This is a genomic window from Flavobacterium artemisiae (assembly GCF_042678225.1).
In the GTDB taxonomy this organism is placed as follows: domain Bacteria; phylum Bacteroidota; class Bacteroidia; order Flavobacteriales; family Flavobacteriaceae; genus Flavobacterium; species Flavobacterium artemisiae.
On record NZ_JBHUDZ010000018.1, the window covers coordinates 573,245 to 595,217 of the forward strand.

Genomic DNA, 21,973 nt, shown 5'->3' on the forward strand with positions numbered 1-21,973 from the left:
ATTATTCTTCAAATCCGATATTCATTTTTATCCAATTATTAATCGTTCCTTCACCGCCAATTCCTTTTATAAAAAAATCATCTCCTTCTTTTTTTATCATATACGCAGGTCTTAGATATTTGCAGCGATGATCTTCTCTATCATAATACAATTCTAAAATATCATCATTCTCAATTCCTTTATACTCACCTTCGCATACAAAATCACCTCTATAAGCTATTGATTTTAAATCAATTTTGTCTGCCGTGATCGTAAAATAATAAGTCGTATGACCTACTCCGTCGTTCGTATATTCACCATCTGCTCCAGCTTCAAACTTTCCGTGAAATTTTTCTGTAATTGGTTTTATATCTTTTAATTTATGAGATAAAAATACATCTGTAAAGACATCAATTTGTTTTCTTTCGATAGTACTATGTAACAATCTTTTGACAAAAAACCATTCATTATTTTCATAAATATAAAAGTATCGGTATGCATCTTTTTTCAATGTAAGCTCTCCAAACTTATTAGAATAGTCCAAAATCGCTTCTTTTGGATAAAAGTCAACAAAAACATTATAATTATCTAATTCACGTTTCAAAACCTGATTTGCGCGATCGCCTATGATTTTTTTATCTTCATTATCTATTTTATTCTTTTTAAGTTCAGCAAAAAAACCTTTTGAATTATCAATATCCCAATAGTCTCTAAATTCCCATGATTTACCAATATAGGTAACCATGAATGAACCCAAATTTTCATCAGAAAAAGTATAGGAAAGTGAACCATCATTAAATTGAAAACCTTCAGTTTTATATTTATCATCAAAAAAATCGACTGGAGCAGTTGTATAATCTTTGTATACAGTTGCAGGAACATCGGCGATTTTCTTTTTGCCGTTTTTTTGAGTTTTTACAATTGTTTTAGAAACTTCTTTTGTTTCTTTTTTACAAGAAAATATTACAAATGAAAGTAGAAATAAGTATATTGTTCTTTTTGTCATAGTTAACTTTTTAGTAAAACTAGCAAATTTTATTTTCTAATTAACATCTATTTCAATACCAAATATAAATGAAAAATAACCTGCCAAAACTAGATTTTTTATATTTTAACCCCGAGCGCACAAATGAAAATTTCATTAATAGGATGCAATTACATTATGATAAGTTTGAGTGGGATGACAGACATTTTGATGATTATATGGAAACTTGTTCTTATGAGGAACTTATCTATTTGATGATCTATATTCATAGAGATAACTACCCGAGAGAGGCATTCTATCCTAATATTTCTCTATGCAGTAATTATCAAATTTTAAAAAACTACGTCAATGAAAATGGAAGAACGATAACTGAAACTCTAAGTGAATATAACTTTTTTATGAGAAAAGAGGTTCGCAACATGATCACTCAATATCATTCAGAAGAATATTCAGATGAAGAAGTATTAGAAACCTTATGGACTGGTGAATCTTATATGCAAAGTATGTTTATAGAATTTTATAATGATGTGCCAATTGAGATAATAGAAAAAGCACTTGAAGGAAAAGAGTATAAAAAAATAAAATATAATGATGTCATTTTTTATGAAATGAAAGATAGCGCCTTAACTAATGTAGAAGTTACAAAAAACAGCATCAAAATTAATATAAATGAAGATAAAGCCACACCATATTTTGGTCTATGGTAAGAAATAGATATACTTTAAATTAACATCAAATTTCAACACTAATATTTTATCTTCGTCTATAAAACTTCAAAACCAAAATCTAATTGAAATCAATTAAAAACAGTCTAACTATATTCTTTTTATCTTTTATCGTATTTACATCTTGCAAAAAAGATGAAAAGGTTTCTAATCAAAAGATAAGCAAAGAAAATCTTGAATCGGAAGCACAAGAAGATACTCTCCAAAAAGCAAAATCAGCAGTCATATTTTCTTTTGAAAATCAAGACAATACTGAAGTAATTAAAATAACCGCAAGCGAAGTAAGTGATGATGATAAGTTTTTTCTTGTTGGCAGTAAAAACATTTTGACAGCTTCAAAGTACAAAAAAAGCAAAGACAAACTTCAATTTATTAAGAGTGAAAAATTATTCGTAAGTGACTATTATTATGTACATATTGATCCTAAGCACGTTTTAATAAAAAAGATTCAAAAAGAAGATTATTTTTTATTTGCAGTAGAAGAAGCTCCAATGGGTAATGGAGATACTGAATATTTTTTAGATTTTATTATACTCAACATCAGTAATTTAAATTTCTATACTTTAAAATATAGCGGAGAAGCTACTTTAAGATCTGACGAATCTATAGATGGTAAATTCTTAAAGAATGAAACTTTGGAATCTAACATTTTAATCAAAAAGGAATTATACGAATTTGCAAATAAAAGCAAATGGGTTTATAATCCTTCTGAAAAAGAGAAAAACATTAATTATTATAAAAATTTTGAGCAAAAATGGTATTTAGATAATGACAAACATTTAGATCCATCAGTTTTTAAAAGCACCTATTATACGGAGAATCTATTTCAATATAATGGAAATTACAATAATGATCAGGTTACCGAAAACACAGATTTTAAGATTGTTACCTATTTTCGAAATAACATTATTGGATATGACAAAAATAAAAAACTATACTTCCCAATTTTTGTAGAAAACTGTGTTTCAGGATGTCATAAGGAAGTAAAATTTATATCAGAAAGTGAAATAGAAATATCATATTCCGAAATACAAACACAAAAGCCTGACACTATTGATTTACATAAAATCAAGTTTACCAATTAAGGATTTGTAAAAATTAAAAGCCCTCTTTTTTTAATAAGAGGGCTTTTTAATTTAAGTTTATCTCCAATTCAATGCAGGAGCAACATGTTCTAAAATTGACGACAAAAGATGTATATTATAGTCAACACCTAAAGTATTAGGAATAGTCAACAACACTGTATCAGCTTCCTGAATCGCTTCGTCTTGGGCTAATTCTTCAATTAGTTTATCTGGTTCGGCAGCATAACTTTTTCCAAAAATGGCTCTTTTATCTTGTTCGATATAACCGAAACTATCAGCGCCTTTCCCCTGTCCTCCAAAATAATATCGATCCTGCTCGTTTACTATGGCAAAAATTGAACGGCTTACAGAAACTCTTGCTTCACGGTCATGTCCCGCTTTTTTCCAAGCTTCTTTGTACAATCTAATCTGCTCAGCCTGCTGTACGTGGAAAGGTTTTCCATTTTCATCAAACTTTAAAGTCGAACTCTGCAAGTGCATTCCGTTTTCTGCAGCCCAAATTGCGGTTGCATTCGAGGCTGCTCCCCACCAGATTCTTTCTCTTAATCCTTCAGAATGTGGTTCTACACGAAGCAATCCCGGCGGATTTGGAAACATCGGGTACGGATTAGGTTCTGCAAATCCTTCACCTTTAAGCCCTTCTAAAAAATCTAACGCTTTTTTGCGTCCCATATCGGCATCATTTTCGCCTTCTGCAGGTTGGTAACCAAAATAATTCCAGCCGTCAATAACCTGTTCTGGTGATCCTCTGCTTATTCCTAATTGTAAACGTCCTTCTGATATCAAATCGGCAGCACCGGCATCTTCTACCATATACAAAGGATTTTCGTATCGCATATCGATTACACCCGTTCCTATCTCGATTTTGCTCGTTTTCGCACCAATTGCCGAAAGCAGCGGAAAAGGCGAAGCCAATTGCTGTGCAAAATGATGTACGCGAAAATAAGCGCCGTCTAAACCTATTTCTTCTGCCGCAACGGCCAAATCGATTGATTGAAGCAGTGTATCGCCTGCTGTACGAGTTTTGTATGCTGGATTATTTGCCCAATGCCCGAATGATAAAAATCCTATTTTCTTCATAAATGGCTTGTTTTTTACTATTACCAAATATACGCATACTTGCTGGTTTTGTTACTATTTCCTATGTAATTAATGTATGAATTCTTCAACTTCTTAATCTTCAAATTACTTAACACCTTTATTCGGTTATAAATTAAAATATTATTTTTTAACACATAGAGACATAGTTTTTTTCTTTAAAATAAGACGCTTAAAAGAAACTAGTTTCTCACACATAGCTATGCGAATTCAGTAAAAGTGAAACGCCCTTTTTAAACTTAAAAACTATGTCTCTATGTGTTGAGAATAATAACTTTAAATCATTTTTTAACACATAGAGACATAGATTTTTTCTTTAAAATAAGACCCATTAAAAGGAACTAGTTTCTCACACATAGCTATGTGAATTTAGCAAAAGTGAAACGCCTTTTTTAAACTGAAAAAACTATGTCTCTATGTGTTGAGAATAATTGCTTTCAACATATTATTCCGTAAACATCTGTAATTTGAATACAAGCTTCTGTGATCTGCAAACCTTTACCCTATTCTTTCTTTCGAAATTTGTATTCTAATAAAATGACAAAAAGATGAAACAGATTAAATTAGGAAATCAAGGATTAATTATTCCACCGATAGGTTTGGGATGCATGGGAATGACAGGTTTTGAAGAAGGAAATATGTATGGCGCTGCAGATGAAAAAGAAGCGATTCAAACCATTCATCGTTCATTTGAATTGGGAGGTAATTTTCTCGATACAGCAGATCTTTACGGGCCTTTAAAAAATGAACAATTAATCGCTAAAGCTATCGGAAAAGATCGCGATAAATACATTTTAGCAACCAAATTTGGCTGGGAAATCGATGACAACAATAAAGTAACCTGGGCAATAAACGGAAGCAGAAAGTACATCAAAAAAGCCGTGGAGCGTTCGCTTAAAAACTTAAATACAGATTATATCGATTTGTATTATATGCATCGTCTGGACAAAAATACGTCGATAGAAGAAACTGTAGATGCAATGGCAGATCTTGTGAAAGAAGGAAAAGTAAAATATATCGGACTTTCGGAAGTATCATCTGAGACGATTCGAAAAGCGCACAACGTTCACCCAATAACGGCTGTTCAAAGTGAATTTTCTTTATTTGAAAGAACTGTTGAAGAAAAAGGAGTTTTGAAAACACTAGAAGAACTCAAAATTGGTTTTGTTGCTTATTCTCCTTTAGGACGTGGTTTTTTATCAGGACAAATCCGTTCGATTGATGATCTTCCAGAAAATGATTTCCGAAGAGCAATTCCGCGATTTCAGGAAAACTATTTTCATAAAAACATTAAACTGGTAAAAGCGGTTGAAAAAATGGCGGAAGAAAAAAACGTAACTTCCTCTCAATTAGCGCTCGCATGGATTATCAGCAAAGGAATTGTGCCGATTCCAGGAACCAAACGCAGAAAGTATTTGGAACAAAATATCGCTTCTGCAACTATAGAATTAAGCCAAGCTGATATTCAAAAACTTGAAAGTATCGTACCTTTAGGCACAGATACTGGAGCTCCTTATGATGAATTCAGTATGGGACTTCTGGATTATTAAATTTAAAAAGACGCTGTAATGAACACAATCGCATCTGTATCTGCTTTTCACCGCTTACTTTCACTTCCAGAACCCAAACATCCAATGGTGAGCGTGATAAACTTATCTGAAAGTATTTTTCTGGAAGATGAAATCTGGAAAGGTTTTGTCAATAAATTCTATTGTGTTGCTTTAAAAAGAGATGCTAAAGGAAAAATCAGATACGGTCAGGGTCATTATGATTATGACAAAGGCGTTTTAAGTTTTACTGCACCTAATCAGGTGCAGTATTTGGATTTTCATAATATGGAATGCGGGGCCGGTTATCTGCTTGTATTTCATGAAGATTTTCTTTTAAAACATCCGCTGGCACAGAGAATATTCGATTTTGGATTTTTCTCGTATGCGGTAAATGAGGCTTTGCATTTGTCTGAACAGGAAGAAAATTATCTAATTGAAATTCTGGATCGAATTGATAAAGAATGCCACCATATTGATCGTCATACTCAGGATATTATTCTGTCGCAGATTGATTTACTTCTTAACTATTCTAGTCGTTTTTACGAAAGACAGTTTATAACGCGAAAAAACAACAGCCATGCGTTATTGACAAAATTTGAAAGGTTTGTAAATGAATATTATAACAATGAAAATACAACTGAAAAAGGTCTTTTAAGCGTTAGTTTAATTGCCGAAGCGATGAATCTTTCTCCAAACTATCTCAGCGATTTCCTGAAAATACACACTGGAAGGAATACAAAAGAACATATTTATGAAAGGCTGATTAACAAAGCCAAAGAAAAACTCTCTGCAACTGAATTATCGGTTAGTGAAATTGCGTACGAGCTTGGTTTTGAACATCCGCAGTCTTTTAGCACACTTTTTAAAAAGAGAACGCAAATGGCGCCTTTGGAATTTCGGGAAAAGATTAGAAATAACTAAGCATAACAATCTATAAATCAAAAACTAAAAGTTTTATTACAATATTTTCATTAAAAAAAGTTGCTCTTAAATCCATTTTACCATAATTTTGTATCAATCATTACAAAATAAAAATGAGAGGAAGACCGACAATATATGAAGATGCTAATATTATAAAAAAAGCACAAGAAGTTTTTTGGCAGAAAGGATACAGTGCCGCTTCACTAAGCGATTTGCAAAAGGCAACCGGTGCAGGTGCAGGAAGTTTTTACAACACTTTTAAAGGCGGTAAAAAAGAAGTATTCCAGAAAGCTATTGGGGAACGCAGACTTGCATTTGATGCTTTTAAAAAGGAATTAAGTGCCAGCGAATCTCCATTACAACTTATCAAGGATTTTTTTAGAAGCATTGCGCAGGCGGATCAAAATGAACATTTAAAGGGCTGTATTATTGCCAATACTGTTGTCGAAATGACTTTTATCGATGAAGATCTTGAAGCAAATGCTGTACAGATTTTAAAAGAAGTCGAACAAATATTTACAGAAGTTATAAAACAAGAGCAAACAAAGGGGACTCTAAAAACACAAACTTCTCCTGAAATTCTGGGTAAATATCTCATTACATTTTGGTGCGGACTCAATACATTACGTAGAATGTATCCCGATGAAAATATTCTAAAAGATCAAATCGAAATGCAATTAGCTGTTATCAGCTAATTTTTTTGACTATTTATGTATCGATCATTACAAAAATAAATATAGTAAAAATGAATTTAAAATTAGAAGGAAAAAGAGCTTTCATAAGCGGTTCAACTCAGGGAATTGGTTTTGCAATTGCACAACAATTTTTGGCTGAAAAGGCTGAAGTAATTATCAATGGAAGAAATGAGGAAAAGACAAAACTTGCAGTTCAAAAACTACAAACTGAATTTCCTGAGGCAAAAGTTTCGGGAATTAAAGCAGATTTTGGAAATAAAGATGAAGTTGCAACATTACTTAATAAACTAACCGATATCGATATTTTGATTAATAATGTTGGAATTTTTGATTTAAAAAACCTTGCAGATCTTGAAGATGAAGATTGGTACAAAATATTTGAAATCAATGTCATGAGTGCCGTTCGTCTTTCGAAGAAACTTTTGCCGCAAATGCTGGAGAAAAAAACGGGAAGAATTATTTTTATCAGCAGTGAATCTGGCGTAAACATTCCCCAAAACATGATTCACTACGGAATGACTAAGGCAGCGATGTCGGCTGTAAGCAATGGTTTATCAAAACTGACGATTGGAACAGAAGTTACGGTAAATACAATTTTAGGCGGGCCGACGTATTCTGAGGGAGTAGCTTCTGCCGTAGAGCAAATTGCATCGATACAGAATCTTGAAGTGGATCAAATGAAGAATATAATTGTACAGCAGACAAATCCGCATTCGTTATTACAGCGTTTTATCCATCCATCAGAAATTGCTTCATTGGCTGTTTATCTTTCTAGTCCACTGGCAATTGCAACAAATGGAGCTTCGTTAAGAGCTGACGGAGGCGTTTTAAAAACTATTTAATTAATTAAGTTTATCGAAAAAAACAACCAAAAAAAGCCTTCAAAGCATAATGTTCTGAAGGCTTTTCCTTTTTAAATGTCAAATATTCATAAAAAACCTTGATTGAAAAGACAATCAAGGTTTATAGGACGTTAGTAACTCTAAAATACTATTTTACATCCCAGAATATTTTGGTACTCAAATTATCACTTGCTTTTACAGCATTATAATTATCTGGGTTATAAACACTTTCTGAATTTGGATAAGTCCAACGTGTCGGAGGTGTTTTTCTGATCGAACTGGTTTCGTCTTCCATAAAAAATAAAACTGGTAGTTTTAATCTTCTCTGCTCCGCCCAAGATTCATCAGCCTGCATAACATTATAGTGAATGTACTTTTGAAAAGCAATTAACTCTAATTGCGCTGCGGCAGTTGTTGCTCCTGCGAAATTTATTTTTGTGATATAAGCCTCTATTTCTGCAGATGTCGGTTCCGATGTTGGTTTCCAAGTTAATACATCAGCTTTATCTCCTAATCTCACATAATATTCAACAGATTGTCTGATTGCTTTTTCAAAATGAGTTTTTGCAGTGGCCGCATTTCCGTTTCTTGTATAATATTCTGCTAAAAGTAAATTTACTTCAGCGGCGTTTATTAATGTTCCCGGCAGCCATTTGTTTTTACTGATTACTGATCTATTGTAGATCGCAATTTTTGCATCAGCGATCAATTGCTGCTGTACTCCCGATGTTAATGATGGATCAAGTCCGATATAATCTGTTGAACTGACTCCTTTTTCAAACAACCATGGCTGGCGTGGATCGCTGTTTGCATTCATATGATCGATCATTGGTTTTGGGGCAATGTTATTATTTGCACCTTCCAAAGCATCTACAAAGCCTGAAGTATCCAGATCTGTATCTTGCGTATAAACTCTAAATGCTATATTTTCTGAATTTTCATCAACAATTTTTCCTTCAGCTATGATTTCTGCTATTTCAGAATTTGCTCTTGATGTTAAAGCAGGAACAGCAGAAACTCTATTTAATAATTTCAATCGTAAAGAATTACAATAGTTTTTCCAGCTTACCAAATCTCCTTTGTTAACTAAATCCTGATTTTTGAATTCTAATTCTAATTTAGCTGATAAAGTAATGGTGTTCAACTCTGTAGACAAATCTTTCAATTGATCTAACATCATTATATAAAGCTCCGTTTGTTTATCATATTTAGCTGATGCTGTTGCATAATTTCCGCCTGTATAACTAATTTTACCAGCATCATAAAAAGGAATATCTCCAAAATTATCAATCATTTTTGAGGTATGATCGTACAAATATACCGTTGCAGTAAGCATATAGATTCTATTTTCTACTTGTTCAGCAGGAGACAGAGAAGCCAATACTTTTTCTAACTCTCTATATTGGGTGATAAATTTATAATATCTATTCCATCTGTCGTTTACTGCAGGTCCTGGAATATAACGTCCTGTCGCATTGACAAATCCGTGGCCCTGAGTATAACTTAGAGAAGTTGATCTTATTACAGTATAATAATTCCAATAAGACGGAATTACATCTTCAAAATTAATTTTCATAAAACCAGCAAATTGTTTAGGCATATTTGTGGTTGCTATTGTTGATGGATCTCTATATGCATCTGCAAAATCATCATCTGAACAAGAGCCAAAAAATAGCGTCGCTGCAGCTAATGATGTATATATTAATTTTCTCATGTTGTCTATTTTTAAATTATAATTTATCAAATTAGAAAGATGCTCTCAGCATTACACCATAACTTCTGGTTGATGGCGCTAGTCCTGCATTGTTTACGTTTTCAGACCATCTTGATCCTGATGTAGTTGCTTCAGAATCCATATCTTTAATTGTTCTGTAGAGATAAAGTAAATTACGTCCAAAAACAGAAAAAGTTAATTTAGTCGCACCAATTTTACTGGCGTATGAAGCTGGTACATTAAATGCAAGAGAAACCTCTCTCAATTTTACATAGTCATTTTTTTGAATGTACAATTCATAACGTGAGCTGCTGTATTGTGGACCACCCCAGTTGTATGTCATATTATAATATCCTGCCTGAGAGATCACGTTTGTATTTGGTGTACCATCAGGTGCCATACCTTGCATAAGCATACCATCACGATACAATGTCTGACCTCCAGGTCCTGTTGTTGCGCTGTTAGGAACCTGAACTCCTTTACCGCCATCCATATAATAGGTTAAACCGCCACGCTCATTTGTACTATAATTTAGTGACTCTTCTGTTAGTCCTCTTGATGTCATCCAGCTAACCCCAGTAGGCATCAAATAACCTCCATAAGAATAATCCAAATTGACGTCTAATGTTACGCTTTTATAAGTAAATGAGTTTATTAAACCTCCCACGCCTTTTGGTGTAGCTGTTCCGTATTTTTCCCATTTATCTCCATCAATCATATAGTATCCATCAGAATCTACCATTTTATTGCCATTCGCATCTGTTTTAACAGGATGCGCATAAATTCCTCCCATCGGCTGACCTACAACTGATTTCAATTGCGCTGCAGATCCGTCATAATCTTGATGTAATAATTCAGTAGCTCCATTCGCTAACTTTAAAACTTTGTTTTCGTTTTTAGCCCAGTTTAAAGTCACATCCCATGAAAATGTTTCTGTTCTAAAAGGAGAACCTGTCAAAGCAACTTCAAATCCTTTATTACTCAACTCACCAACATTCGCTAATATTTTACTAGCCCCAGTAGTTGGCGCAAGGGTTAAATCAAGAATCTGATCTTTGACTTTAGCATTATAATACGAAAAATCCAATCCTAATCTTCTATTAAAGAATTTAGTTTCAAAACCAAGCTCGTACTCATTTTTCATTTCAGGTTTTATTCCTTCATTTCCATATTGATCTTGAGAATTTGTAATTAAAACTGGATTCGTTGTTCCCTGATTTCCTAAAGTAGTTTGAACAAATGCAACGTTAGCTCTGTAACGATCTGGATAATTACCCACAATACCCCATGAACCGCGCATTTTTGCATAACTAATAAACTCAGGCAGTTTAACAGCATCAGATAACACAAAACTTGAATTTACAGACGGATAAGTAAAGGCATTGTTATTTGGATTCATTGTCGAAGTACGGTCTCTTCTAATAGTTCCTTCAATGAATAAATAGTTTTTATAGCTTGCACTTAAAGTTCCAAAAACAGCATCTTTAATCATTTTATATCTAGTAGAAGTACTTGTAGCAATACCGATAGACGAATTCATATCATACCATCCTTCAACACTTAGACCACGATTTGTAGAACGTGTCAAAGTTTTACCAGTTTCTTGTGTGCCTGAATAACCAAGAACAGCGTTAACGCCAAAAGCCTCACTTATTTTTTTATTGTACGTCAATAATAAATCGCCATACAAAATATTATAATCATTAGACTCCATCATAAAAGATCCCGAAACATCTCCGTCTCCTCCAAATTGATAAAGCAAAGGAATTTCTACAGGATTTCTATTTTCGATATTAACAGAAGTTAAATCTGTAGAAATACGACCACGCAATGCTAAATCGTTAGTAATAGAAAGCGTTTCGGTAACACTTGCAATCAAACGGTTTGTAATCTCATCTTGTTGTTTCGCATTTGTGTTCCAAAAATAATCACCAATATCTGCTTTGAAACCATTACGGATAATGTTTTCACTTGGAGTTAAACTTTGGGTCTGCAGACCAGAAACGTATTTATATCCTAAACTAGTTTTATATTTTAATTTGTACCAGTCTCCATTATCAAATGGACTAAGCATTCCTGTAAAGTTATTCACCAGACGATCCATCGCTAAGCTTCGATTGTGCACTTTCTGGTTCATATAACTTACAATAACATCTGTTTTTAATTTACCCGTTTTAAATGATGTATTTACATTGAAAGTATTCTTTTTGTTATTGTTCCCCATACTTAATCCTTCTGATTCAATATGTGTGTACGAAAAACGAGTATTGCTGTTATCAGTATTATGCGTAAGAGCAACGTTTGTTGTAGCATCCCAAGCATTTTGGAATAAGTTTTTATATCCATCTCTCTGAGCAGAATACGGGCGCACTACTCCGTCCCAAGACATAACCGGCTGTCCATCGAACCAAGGTCCAAAATTGTTTGTACTTGCAGAAACTCCTCTGGTATCTGGTACTCCATCTCCGTTTGTATCATAACGTGCAAAACCATCTGGAGCTAAATATCCTGTAGAATAATTCGCATTTGTCCAGCCTGGACCTCTTTCATATTGAAATCTAGGCATAAAGGCAAGTTGATTTCCTGAATAACTCGTACTGAAATCAACACCTAATCCTTTTTTTCCTTTACCCGATTTAGAAGTAATCAATACAACTCCATTTACAGCCTCAGAACCATATAATGCTGCAGCAGAAGCTCCTTTTAAGATCGAAATATTTTCAATATCTTCAGGGTTAATATCCGCTAGTCCGTTGCTTTTTACACGAGGTGCATTCCAATAATCGTTGTTTTTAATCTCATTATCACGAATAGGCACACCATCCAAAATAATAAGCGGTTGGTTTCTACCTGTAATAGAATTTATTCCACGAATTTGAATATTGATTGCTCCCGCCCCTCCTGGAGTCGAAGAAATACGTACACCAGGCGCTTTACCATATAAAGAATTGGCAATTGTAGGTGACGCTGTTTTGGTAATAGCATCCGATTTTATTACACTCGTAGCATAACCAATAGATTTATTCTTTTTTGATTGTCCTAATGCTGTAACCGTAAGTCCTTCAAGCTCATTGGTATCAGTTCCTAGTTTTATCTCGATTCCATCTACAGCTTTTACTTCTTTGGTTTTAAATCCAATGGAACTTATAATTAATACCGCTCCAGGTTTTACTGAAATTTTAAAAACACCATTTTCATCTGTAGTAACTTCTTGTTTGGTCCCTTTTTCTTTGACATTGACGTAAGGCACAGGAATATTTGCATTATCTGTAATAACACCAGAAATAGCATTATTTTGAGCATGTGTTTCTTGAAAACACAGTACCGCTAGAAAAACTAACAATACTTCGTATAACAGTTTTTTCATATTAATTTGGTTTGATTGGAATTGGTTGTATGGTTATTAACTTTAGAATTCTTCTGCTCCCACAGAAGAATAAGTCTGCAATTTCAAATTACTTTTCCTCCATTTAGAAACTGTAATCTATTGTTGCGGTTTCTCAAATACTTTAATTTTTTTTCATAAGCAGTTTGTTTTTATTGGTGATTAATAATTTAAAAATTGGCATATAGAGTCCTGTAAATCGATTTAGTAAATCGATTTAGCAAGTGCATTAAAAAAATTTTATTTAAACAGATTCTCTAATAATAAGGCGTCCTCTCTTCTTTTCCTTGACTGCCTTAAAATCACTGACAGTGATCATTTGTCCCATTAATAATTGAACCGTCATTTTTCCAATTTCTTCAATTGGCTGTGCCAAAACAGTTATCGGCGGTGAATGAAGCCTAAAACTATCATGGTCGTCAAAACTAATTACAGCTTTGTCTATCGGAATTCTAAGACCTAAATTCCTAAACGACTGCAGACCGGCAAGCAGTAAATAGTTTGCTCCAAAAAGAACCGCATCGATTTCGGCCTTTTCTCCTAAAAATTTAGAAATTATCTCAATACGATTGTCTTCACTTATATAATAATCCATATCAAGAATTCTAGATTCGTCATAAAAACCAGCTTCTTGTAATGCCTCAACATATCCTTGCTTTCTTAAACTCATCTGAATCAACTGCGAATAATTGGTAACAAAAGCAATTTTTGTAAAACCATTTTGTAATAAGTATTCTACGGCGGTGTAAGCACCTTCATAATTGTCAAGAACAACGTGACTAACTTCTTGATTTTCAAAATAACTATCCGCCAGAACAACAGGACATTTTAGTTGTACTAAATGATCTATCACTTCTCTCATTTTCTCTGTAGGAGTTACGATAAAACCATCTACTTTGGCTTGCAGCAAACTATGAACAAGATCCTGAGCACGTTTGTCATCTCCTTCGGTACTGCAGTAAAAAACCCGGTAATTTAAATCTGCAGCCTCTCTTTCTATAACTCTCGCTAAATCAGAGAAAAAAGGATTTGAAATATCTTCAACAATCAGCCCTATAGATCTTGTTTTTCCAGTACGCAGACTACTGGCGATCATATTAGGCTTAAACTTCATTTCTTCACTGACTTTAATAACTTTTTCTATTACTTCTCTGCTGATTCCTTTTTGCTCTCCTTTTTGATTCAGAACAAACGAAACGGTAGTAACAGATACATCTGCGGCTTTAGCGATATCTTTAATAGTTATCTTCTTCACAAATTGTTAATTTTATATTAAAATTCAGCAAATCTTGTTAAACAAATATATATATTAAATCGATTTACAAAAATGATTTACACTATTTTTTTATACAAAAAAAGTTTATTTTTAACTTCAAAATTTAATATTTAATCTTTAAACCGCATTATTACTGATATTAATTCATTTTAGAAGGAAGAAAAATTTTCCTAAAAAAAGTATAAATTAACATTTTTTAGTGCTCATTACTATTTTTAAAAACCTACAAAAAACAATCTCATTTTGATCCAAAGTTTTACCTTAAACAGACATAAAATGTTGTTCGAAGTTTGATAATTGTCATTCGTCTAAATTTGATTAAAAAAATTAAAAAAAATCGTTTATTTATGATGTTGTACCTTTTAGTAGTATTAATTCCAACTTTTAGACAAAAAACATGGTGACTCGTCGAAATTTTTTAAAAAATGCCGGTATTTTTTCTGCCGGATTATTAGCCGTTCAAAGTGATGCTTTTGGGTTTAATTCTAATATTTTTGAATTTCCATTAAAAGATTTCATCACAAAAAGACCTCCGCTTAAGGAAAGAAAATTTAGTAGTAAAGCTGTGGAGGACACTATTTTGAAAGTAAAAAAACAGATTTCAAATCCTGAATTAGCATGGCTTTTTGAAAACTGTTTTCCGAATACACTTGATACTACTGTAGAATTTGAAATTATAGACGGAAAACCAGATACGTATGTAATTACAGGCGACATAGATGCAATGTGGCTTCGTGACAGTACAGCGCAGATCTGGCCTTATATCTCTCTTGTAAAAAAAGATCCAAAACTGGCTGAATTGATTAAAGGTGTAATCAACCGCCAGACAAAATGTATATTGCTGGATCCTTATGCAAATGCATTTTATAAAGATTTTACTAAAGAAAGCGAGTGGAAAAATGACATAACTGCAATGAAACCAGGAATCCATGAGAGAAAATGGGAAATCGACAGTTTATGTTATCCCGTTCGATTAGCTCACGGATATTGGAAAGAAACCGGCGATGTAAGTATGTTTGACAATCAATGGAAAGAAGCCATGAAGCTGATTCTAAAGACTTTTAAAGAACAACAGCGAATGGATGGAAAAGGCGGTCCTTACAGCTTTATGCGTGAGACTGCATGGGCAACAGACGGAGTGCCACTCAGCGGTTATGGTTATCCGGTAAAACCTTGCGGCCTTATTGTTTCTACTTTTAGACCTAGCGACGATTCGACTTTGTTTGGCTATCTTATTCCGAGCAATATGTTTGCAATCGAAATATTAGGTTATATGGTTGAGATATTCTCCAGCAAAGCTTTAAAAGATGATGCTTTAGCAGCCGAAGCAAAAGAATTACAGCTACAGGTACAAAAAGGTTTAAATGAAAACGGAATTATAGAGCATCCGAAATTTGGAAAAATAATTGCTTTTGAAGTTAACGGATATGGAAGTTTTCATATGATGGATGATGCCAATGTTCCTTCGCTCCTTTCACTTCCTTATTTAGGTGCTATTGCAGCGGATGATCCTCTTTATTTAAATACTCGTAAAGTGGTTTTATCAGAAAACAATCCATTTTTTTATAAAGGTACGGCCGGCGAAGGAATTGGCGGCCCGCATACAGGTGTAGATACCATTTGGCCTATGAGTATTGTTTTAAGAGCGATTACAAGTATTGACGAAAAAGAAATAAAAGCGTGCATTAGCAATTTAATTAAAACCAACGCGGATACTGGTTTTATGCATGAATCGTTTCATAAAGATGATGTGGCCAAATTTACCCGTAAATGGTTTGCGTGGGCAAATACGTTATTTGGTGAAATGATTTTGCACACTTCAATCAAATACCCTCATATTTTAAAAGAAATAGGTAATTAAAAAATAATATTCTGACGTAGATGGAACAACAAGAATGGGCTGATTTGTGTAGATTACTTAAACTCTACATAAATCAGTTTTATTTGCACAAACTGATTACTGCTTTTCAAAATAAAGGTAATCCGTATTGTTACCGACAACATTTCGCAAACGGACTTGAGAATTATTAAACTCAAATAATCTCCAGCTGTTATTATTCAGTTTATTAAGTGATGCTGAGCTAAAATTTAGTTTAAATTCTTTAACACCATACACCACAGAACATTCCCATTGTCCGGTTTCAGAAACTCCTGCTTTGGTTGCAGTAACTGATTTATCATTTTTAAAAACAAATGAATAACCGCTGTAAGAAGATGTTTTATCAGAATCGTCAAAGAAATAAGGTATTTTCCACGATCCGTTGGTTAGTATTGAAGCAAAATCTAGCGAAGTAGTATTGTTTTCTGGACAATAATCGATAGCATATTTAATAGCATTTTCAAAATCAAGATTATTGTTTAAAGATTTTGACTGCGAATTATAATCTAATACCGAAATAGGATATTTTAATGAAATATAATCGCTGTCTTTTAGGTTTTTAATAAAATTAAAAAAAGCCTGATCGCTTGCAATAGACTCAGAACCTGCGATTTGATTTAAACTATTATAAGTAGTAATTGTTATGGGATATTGAATATTTAATCCGTTGATTTTAGATAAAAGGTCTGGATAAAGATTCCAATAATCAATTAAAGTATCAAAATCAGCCTGATTTGGAATCAATTTTTCAATATAATTGTAATACACCATTGTAACCGGAAAATCAATTTTTACAATATCATCGTCGGTATTATTGGCGTTAATATTATCAATTACTTTTTGATAATCAGCAGCAGAATTTATCGCAATCTGTGCATTATTTACTGTAACTGTATACGGAAATTTAATCGTACAGTAACTAGATCCGTCAATAACATTATCCTGCACAGTCGGCACCATAGCAACTCGCTGCCAATATGAAGCCAGCGGCGAAACTTTTGTTAAGGTACCCTGATTGTTAGAATTCTGCTCCTCACTTTCGCTTTGACACGACAAAAAAAGGAAAGGCACTATTAACAAATATTTTCTTAACGACAACATATTTAGATTTTTGCAAATGTAATAAAATTTCAAGAAACTGCTTTTTAATAAATTCGGCATCAAGGGATTCGGTTTCATTTTTTTCTAAATTACTTATTAGAACAACATTTTAGACTTCTATAAAACAATCAGTGCTGCATTTACCCTACTTAAACTAAAAACAAATACTTTTGCAGCTTACTAATCGTAAAACCTACATGCCAAATAACCCCGAATCAAATACTTGTGACGAAATAATTTTTTCATCGTTTTTTAAAAGCAATGTAAAAGCACTGCGCAATTTCCTCTTTTACAAATTTGGTAATCTGGAAAAGGCCGAAGATGCCGCGCACGAAGCTTTCTTAAAACTTTGGCAGAACTGCGCATCTGTACCGCTTGAAAAAGCAAAATCATACGTTTACACGATTGCAAACAACAGCAGTCTTAATGAAATTGCGCATCAAAAGGTCGTTTTAAAATACGAAAAAGACTTTTCTGGCTTAGATAAAACCAATCAAACTCCCGAATATATTCTTGAGGAAAAACAATTTCAGGCTAAACTTTTAAAAGCGATAGAAAACCTGAACGAAAAGCAGCGCGTCGCCTTTTTAATGCATCGAATTGACGGAAAGAAATACAGCGAAATTGCGCAGGAGTTAAACATAAGCGTAAAAGCGGTAGAAAAACGCATTCATTTGGCTTTATTAAGCTTACGCAAAGAAATTGATCTATAAAAGTAGGGTAAAATTAATTCAAACTGTTTTAACAACATAATACCAGTACAATGAAAAAAAATCACTTATTGGCTAAATGGCTTAACGATGATTTATCAGAGGAAGAATTGGCAGCTTTTCAAGCAAGTCCCGATTTCGAAAAATATCAAAAAATTAAAAATTATACAGCACATTTAACATTAGATGATCTGGACGAAAACGCATTGTTGGCCAATATTTTAAAACAGAAAAAGGAAACGCCAAAAGTGATTCCGCTATACAAAACATGGTTTTTCCGTGCTGCTGCAATTTTTGTACTGGCGCTTGGAGTGATGTTTGTTTTTAAAATGCTTATGCCTCAGACACAAACAGCTGATTTTGGAGAAAAAACCACCTTCTCACTTCCTGATAATTCTGAAGTGGTTTTGAATTCTGGTTCTGAAATACATTATAAAAAATGGAATTGGGGCCACAACAGACATCTGGAGCTAAAAGGCGAAGCCTATTTTAAAGTGGCCAAAGGAAAACGTTTTGAAGTTGAAACGAGATTAGGGAAAGTAACCGTTTTAGGAACTCAGTTTAATGTAAAAACGAGAAAAAACAGGTTTGACATTGTGTGTTATGAAGGCCGTGTAAAAGTAAATTATCAAGACAAACAAATTCTCTTAACTCACGGACAAGGTGTAAGTTTTGAAAATGGAAATCAGATTGAAATGAATACCGATTCATCAAAACCGGAATGGATCAACAGCCAAATATCATTTTATAAAGAAAATATCCGAACGATACTCGATGAAGTGGAAAGACAGTATAACATTAGTATAGAATTAAACGTAAAAGACACAACTGCCTTGTTTACAGGAAAATTACCTGCTGAAAATCTCGATACCGCTTTGCAGATTATTAGTACAACATATCATTTAGAAGTTCAAAAAGTCTCAAAAAACAAAATAATTATTGGCGAAAAATAGATGCTGCTCCCCAAACAATATCATTTTTTGTTTTGTATTTTTTTCTATGTCCTGAATATTTTTGCTCAGGACAAAGGAAAAGCTGTGCCTTTCAGCCAAATCATTTCTGATATTGAAAAACAGCATCAGGTTAGTTTTAATTATCTCGAAGAGAACATTGTCGGACTTCGTTTAAATCCGCCAAAAAAAGCACTTTCATTAGAACAGAAACTGCAATATCTAAGCAGCGTCACTCATTTATCTTTTGAAAATATAGACAACAAATTCATTAACATTTTTAAAAGCGAAAACGAAACCCAGACAATCTGCGGTTATGTTTTTTCTGCCTCGGATAAAAGACCGATTGAAGATGCTAATATAAATTTATCCGGAAAAATTCATATTACAACAGATTCAAATGGTTATTTTGAATTTTCAAAAAGAGACAAAAACACTCTTTTAGTAAGTCATATTGGATTTTCTTCTAAAAAAATTACAATCGGAAACCAAGATTCTAAAAACTGTATTCAAATATTTCTTGAACCAGAAGTTACGGAACTAAAAGAAATTAAAGCGAATGCTATTCTGGCTTCGGGGATTTCTAAAAATGCAGACGGCGCATTTGAAATTAAACCTAAAAAATTTGGTATTCTGCCAGGACTTATCGAACCCGATGCTTTGCAGACCATGCAGCAGATTCCGGGTGTAAATAGTATTGACGAAAGTGTAGCCAGCATTAATGTCCGCGGCGGTACGCACGATCAGAATTTGTTTTTATGGAATGGAATACGAATGTTTCAAACGGGACATTTTTTTGGTTTAATATCAGTATTTAACCCCAATCTGGCGCACACAATTTCTATTTATAAAAATGGAAGTTCTGCTTTTTTTGGTGAAAGCGTATCGAGTGTGGTTGATATTTCTTCAACTCCAGAAACTGTTGAGAAAAATAGTTTCAGCGCCGGAATCAATATGATCAATGCTGATATTTATGCTAAATATAATCTTTCAAAAAAGAGTTATATCGAGTTTTCGGCACGCAAATCTATTACTGATTTTTTAGAAACTCCAACGTACAAAGAATATTTTAATAAAGTATTCCAAAACACCACCATAACCGATTTTTCGCAGGCTCAAGATATTGACTATCAAAGTGATAAAAAATTCGGTTTTTATGATGCAACTTTTAAATACGCACAGAAAATAGGAAACAAAGATCAAATTGTTCTGGATTTAATAACCATTCAGGATAATCTCGAAGTTTTTCAAAGTGCCACTGTTTACAATATCAACAAGTCCGAAAACAGTGTTTTAAGACAGCAGAATTATGGCGGTAATTTATCATGGAAAAGAAATTGGAATTCTTTTAATACGACAAAAATCAATATTTACAATTCTGCTTACGAGCTTTTAGGAAATCAAAAAATAAGTATTACCGATCAGGTTGCTGTTCAAGAAAATACGGTTAACAATAACGGAATTAACTTAGAAAATCAGCATATTTTAAACTCAAAATTCAGCTTAAACAATGGTTATCAGTTTAATGAAATTGGTGTTACTAATCTTGAACGCGTAAGCAATCCTGATTTTTATAGAAAAGCTAAAGAGGTTTTGAGAACACATGCTTTTATTGTTGAAGGAAAATATAATGACACTCTTAACAGATTGTATTTTAAGGCTGGTACGCGAATTAATTATATCGAAAAATTCAAAAAAACGATTATCGAACCGCGTCTGCAGTTTAATTACGGCATAAACAAAAACTTAAATTTAGAACTTTTAGGCGAATTAAAAAGTCAGAATGCCCAGCAGATTATTGATTTGCAAAAGGATTATTTCGGAATCGAAAAAAGACGCTGGATTGTTGCTGACAATACTACAATCCCTATTCAACGAAGCAGACAGATTTCTTTAAGCCTTTTATACAAAAAAAATGACTGGCTTATCGATCTGGAAAATTTTTATAAAAAAGTAAACGGAATTACGACTTCTAGTCAGGGTTTTCAAAATCAGTTAGAGTTTGTGCGTACTACAGGCGCTTATGAAGTTTTTGGAACAGAATTTCTGATTCAGAAAAAATTCAACAATTTCCTGACTTGGTTCAGTTATACGTATAACAACAATAATTATCATTTTCCTGATTACGAATTCAGCACTTTTCCAAACAATTTTAAATTGGCTCATACCCTTTCGTGGGCAGTAATGTATGAGAAAAATAATTTCAAAATTGCTTTAGGAACAAAATGGTCTTCTGGCAGACCAAAAACGTCTCCAGATATTTCTCAAATTGATCTTTCTGATCCTATTTTGGTTTATAACAAACCTAATAATACTAATCTTCATGTTTTTTCGCAGGTTAATCTTTCTACCACTTATAAATGGGAAAGCGACAATGGAATTCAATACAAAATTGGAATTTCTATCCTGAACATTTTAAACAGAAAAAACGAAATCAGCGAGTATTATAGAATCGCTTCGCTGACCAATTCGATTGAAGAAGTTGAAACTTTTTCATTACAAAGAACTCCAAATTTGAGTTTCAGAGTTTCATTCTAATCTACTGAATGTAAACTTTCTATAAAATCTTCACGCTTCATTCTTACATTTTTTTTCAAAAATTTATAATTCTTTGGTAGGGTAATCTGCATCAATGCTGTTTTAGTTTTAAACACTTTCAAAAAATTAAAAATGAAAAGAAAAAAAACAGCACTAATAATCGCCGCCTTGCTTATAATGGTTTCTGGAGGTATTTATTTTTATTATGGCTATCTCTTTAAAGAAGCCCGAAACATTGAAACCGAAAAACCAGAAACTAGTATTCCTGCTTCAAAATTAATTGAGGATTATAACTCCGATCCTCAAAAAGCAGATTTACACTATCTAAACAAAACTATCGAAATAACAGGATTAGTGACCAAAGAAACGGATTCTGTTATGATACTTCAAAGTGCTGTTTTCTGCCTTTTCAATCAAAAACTAAATAACAATCTCTTAAACACAAAAGCAGTCATTAAAGGAAAATGTATTGGTTATGACGAACTGTTTCAGGAAATAAAACTAGACCAATGCACCATTATTAAACCAAACAATTAATTT

17 protein-coding genes are annotated in these 21,973 nt (G+C 33.1%); 11 read left to right on the top strand and 6 right to left on the bottom strand.

Annotated features, from left to right (window positions below):
• Position 1: 1 nt before the first annotated feature.
• Positions 2–985, bottom strand: a complete 984-nt coding sequence (locus ACFSC2_RS22355; RefSeq protein ID WP_379813317.1) for a hypothetical protein — start codon at positions 983–985, stop codon at positions 2–4.
• A 68-nt stretch (positions 986–1,053) separates the two neighbouring features.
• Between ACFSC2_RS22355 and ACFSC2_RS22360 the strand changes: the two genes are divergently transcribed.
• Complete coding sequence (locus tag ACFSC2_RS22360) at positions 1,054–1,671, top strand: hypothetical protein (protein WP_379813318.1); 618 nt, start codon at positions 1,054–1,056, stop codon at positions 1,669–1,671.
• A gap of 83 nt (positions 1,672–1,754) precedes the next feature.
• Positions 1,755–2,774, top strand: coding sequence for a hypothetical protein (locus ACFSC2_RS22365; protein WP_379813319.1), 1,020 nt, complete (start codon positions 1,755–1,757; stop codon positions 2,772–2,774).
• Between the two features lie 57 nt (positions 2,775–2,831).
• On the opposite strand, the gene ACFSC2_RS22370 is transcribed toward ACFSC2_RS22365, so the two are convergent.
• Entirely contained in the window at positions 2,832–3,854 is a 1,023-nt protein-coding gene (locus ACFSC2_RS22370) for an LLM class flavin-dependent oxidoreductase (protein WP_379813320.1), read from the bottom strand.
• Between the two features lie 566 nt (positions 3,855–4,420).
• Between ACFSC2_RS22370 and ACFSC2_RS22375 the strand changes: the two genes are divergently transcribed.
• From ACFSC2_RS22375 to ACFSC2_RS22390, 4 genes are all read left to right on the top strand, one after another.
• Positions 4,421–5,422, top strand: coding sequence for an aldo/keto reductase (locus ACFSC2_RS22375; protein ID WP_379813321.1), 1,002 nt, complete (start codon positions 4,421–4,423; stop codon positions 5,420–5,422).
• Positions 5,423–5,440: 18 nt separating this feature from the next.
• The gene (locus ACFSC2_RS22380) at positions 5,441–6,343 is read left to right on the top strand and encodes a helix-turn-helix domain-containing protein (RefSeq protein WP_379813322.1); all 903 of its coding nucleotides are present in this window, start codon (positions 5,441–5,443) and stop codon (positions 6,341–6,343) included.
• A 113-nt stretch (positions 6,344–6,456) separates the two neighbouring features.
• Complete coding sequence (locus ACFSC2_RS22385; RefSeq protein WP_379813323.1) at positions 6,457–7,038, top strand: TetR/AcrR family transcriptional regulator; 582 nt, start codon at positions 6,457–6,459, stop codon at positions 7,036–7,038.
• 50 nt (positions 7,039–7,088) lie between these two features.
• The gene (locus ACFSC2_RS22390; protein ID WP_379813324.1) at positions 7,089–7,880 is read left to right on the top strand and encodes an SDR family NAD(P)-dependent oxidoreductase; all 792 of its coding nucleotides are present in this window, start codon (positions 7,089–7,091) and stop codon (positions 7,878–7,880) included.
• Positions 7,881–8,028: 148 nt separating this feature from the next.
• Here the strand turns inward: ACFSC2_RS22390 and ACFSC2_RS22395 are convergent, their stop codons facing one another.
• The 3 genes from ACFSC2_RS22395 to ACFSC2_RS22405 form a co-directional block, all read right to left on the bottom strand.
• Complete coding sequence (locus ACFSC2_RS22395; protein ID WP_379813325.1) at positions 8,029–9,594, bottom strand: SusD/RagB family nutrient-binding outer membrane lipoprotein; 1,566 nt, start codon at positions 9,592–9,594, stop codon at positions 8,029–8,031.
• A gap of 31 nt (positions 9,595–9,625) precedes the next feature.
• Complete coding sequence (locus tag ACFSC2_RS22400; RefSeq protein WP_379813326.1) at positions 9,626–12,961, bottom strand: SusC/RagA family TonB-linked outer membrane protein; 3,336 nt, start codon at positions 12,959–12,961, stop codon at positions 9,626–9,628.
• Positions 12,962–13,223: 262 nt separating this feature from the next.
• Positions 13,224–14,234 carry a LacI family DNA-binding transcriptional regulator gene (locus ACFSC2_RS22405; protein ID WP_379813327.1) on the bottom strand — a complete coding sequence of 337 codons (1,011 nt, stop codon included), beginning with the start codon at positions 14,232–14,234 and terminating at the stop codon, positions 13,224–13,226.
• A gap of 418 nt (positions 14,235–14,652) precedes the next feature.
• On the opposite strand from ACFSC2_RS22405, the gene ACFSC2_RS22410 reads away from it, so the two are divergent.
• On the top strand, positions 14,653–16,116 hold the full coding sequence (locus ACFSC2_RS22410; RefSeq protein ID WP_379813328.1) for a glycoside hydrolase family 125 protein: 1,464 nt from the start codon (positions 14,653–14,655) through the stop codon (positions 16,114–16,116).
• 96 nt (positions 16,117–16,212) lie between these two features.
• Here the strand turns inward: ACFSC2_RS22410 and ACFSC2_RS22415 are convergent, their stop codons facing one another.
• Positions 16,213–17,235, bottom strand: a complete 1,023-nt coding sequence (locus ACFSC2_RS22415) for a hypothetical protein (protein WP_379813329.1) — start codon at positions 17,233–17,235, stop codon at positions 16,213–16,215.
• A 197-nt stretch (positions 17,236–17,432) separates the two neighbouring features.
• On the opposite strand from ACFSC2_RS22415, the gene ACFSC2_RS22420 reads away from it, so the two are divergent.
• The 4 genes from ACFSC2_RS22420 to ACFSC2_RS22435 all read left to right on the top strand — a co-directional run bounded on the left by ACFSC2_RS22420 (position 17,433) and on the right by ACFSC2_RS22435 (position 21,970).
• Positions 17,433–17,948 carry an RNA polymerase sigma factor gene (locus ACFSC2_RS22420; RefSeq protein WP_379814303.1) on the top strand — a complete coding sequence of 172 codons (516 nt, stop codon included), beginning with the start codon at positions 17,433–17,435 and terminating at the stop codon, positions 17,946–17,948.
• Between the two features lie 50 nt (positions 17,949–17,998).
• On the top strand, positions 17,999–18,898 hold the full coding sequence (locus tag ACFSC2_RS22425; protein WP_379813330.1) for a FecR family protein: 900 nt from the start codon (positions 17,999–18,001) through the stop codon (positions 18,896–18,898).
• Positions 18,899–18,925: 27 nt separating this feature from the next.
• Positions 18,926–21,433, top strand: coding sequence for a TonB-dependent receptor (locus ACFSC2_RS22430; protein WP_379813331.1), 2,508 nt, complete (start codon positions 18,926–18,928; stop codon positions 21,431–21,433).
• A 132-nt stretch (positions 21,434–21,565) separates the two neighbouring features.
• Entirely contained in the window at positions 21,566–21,970 is a 405-nt protein-coding gene (locus tag ACFSC2_RS22435; protein WP_379813332.1) for an OB-fold protein, read from the top strand.
• Positions 21,971–21,973 lie beyond the last annotated feature (3 nt).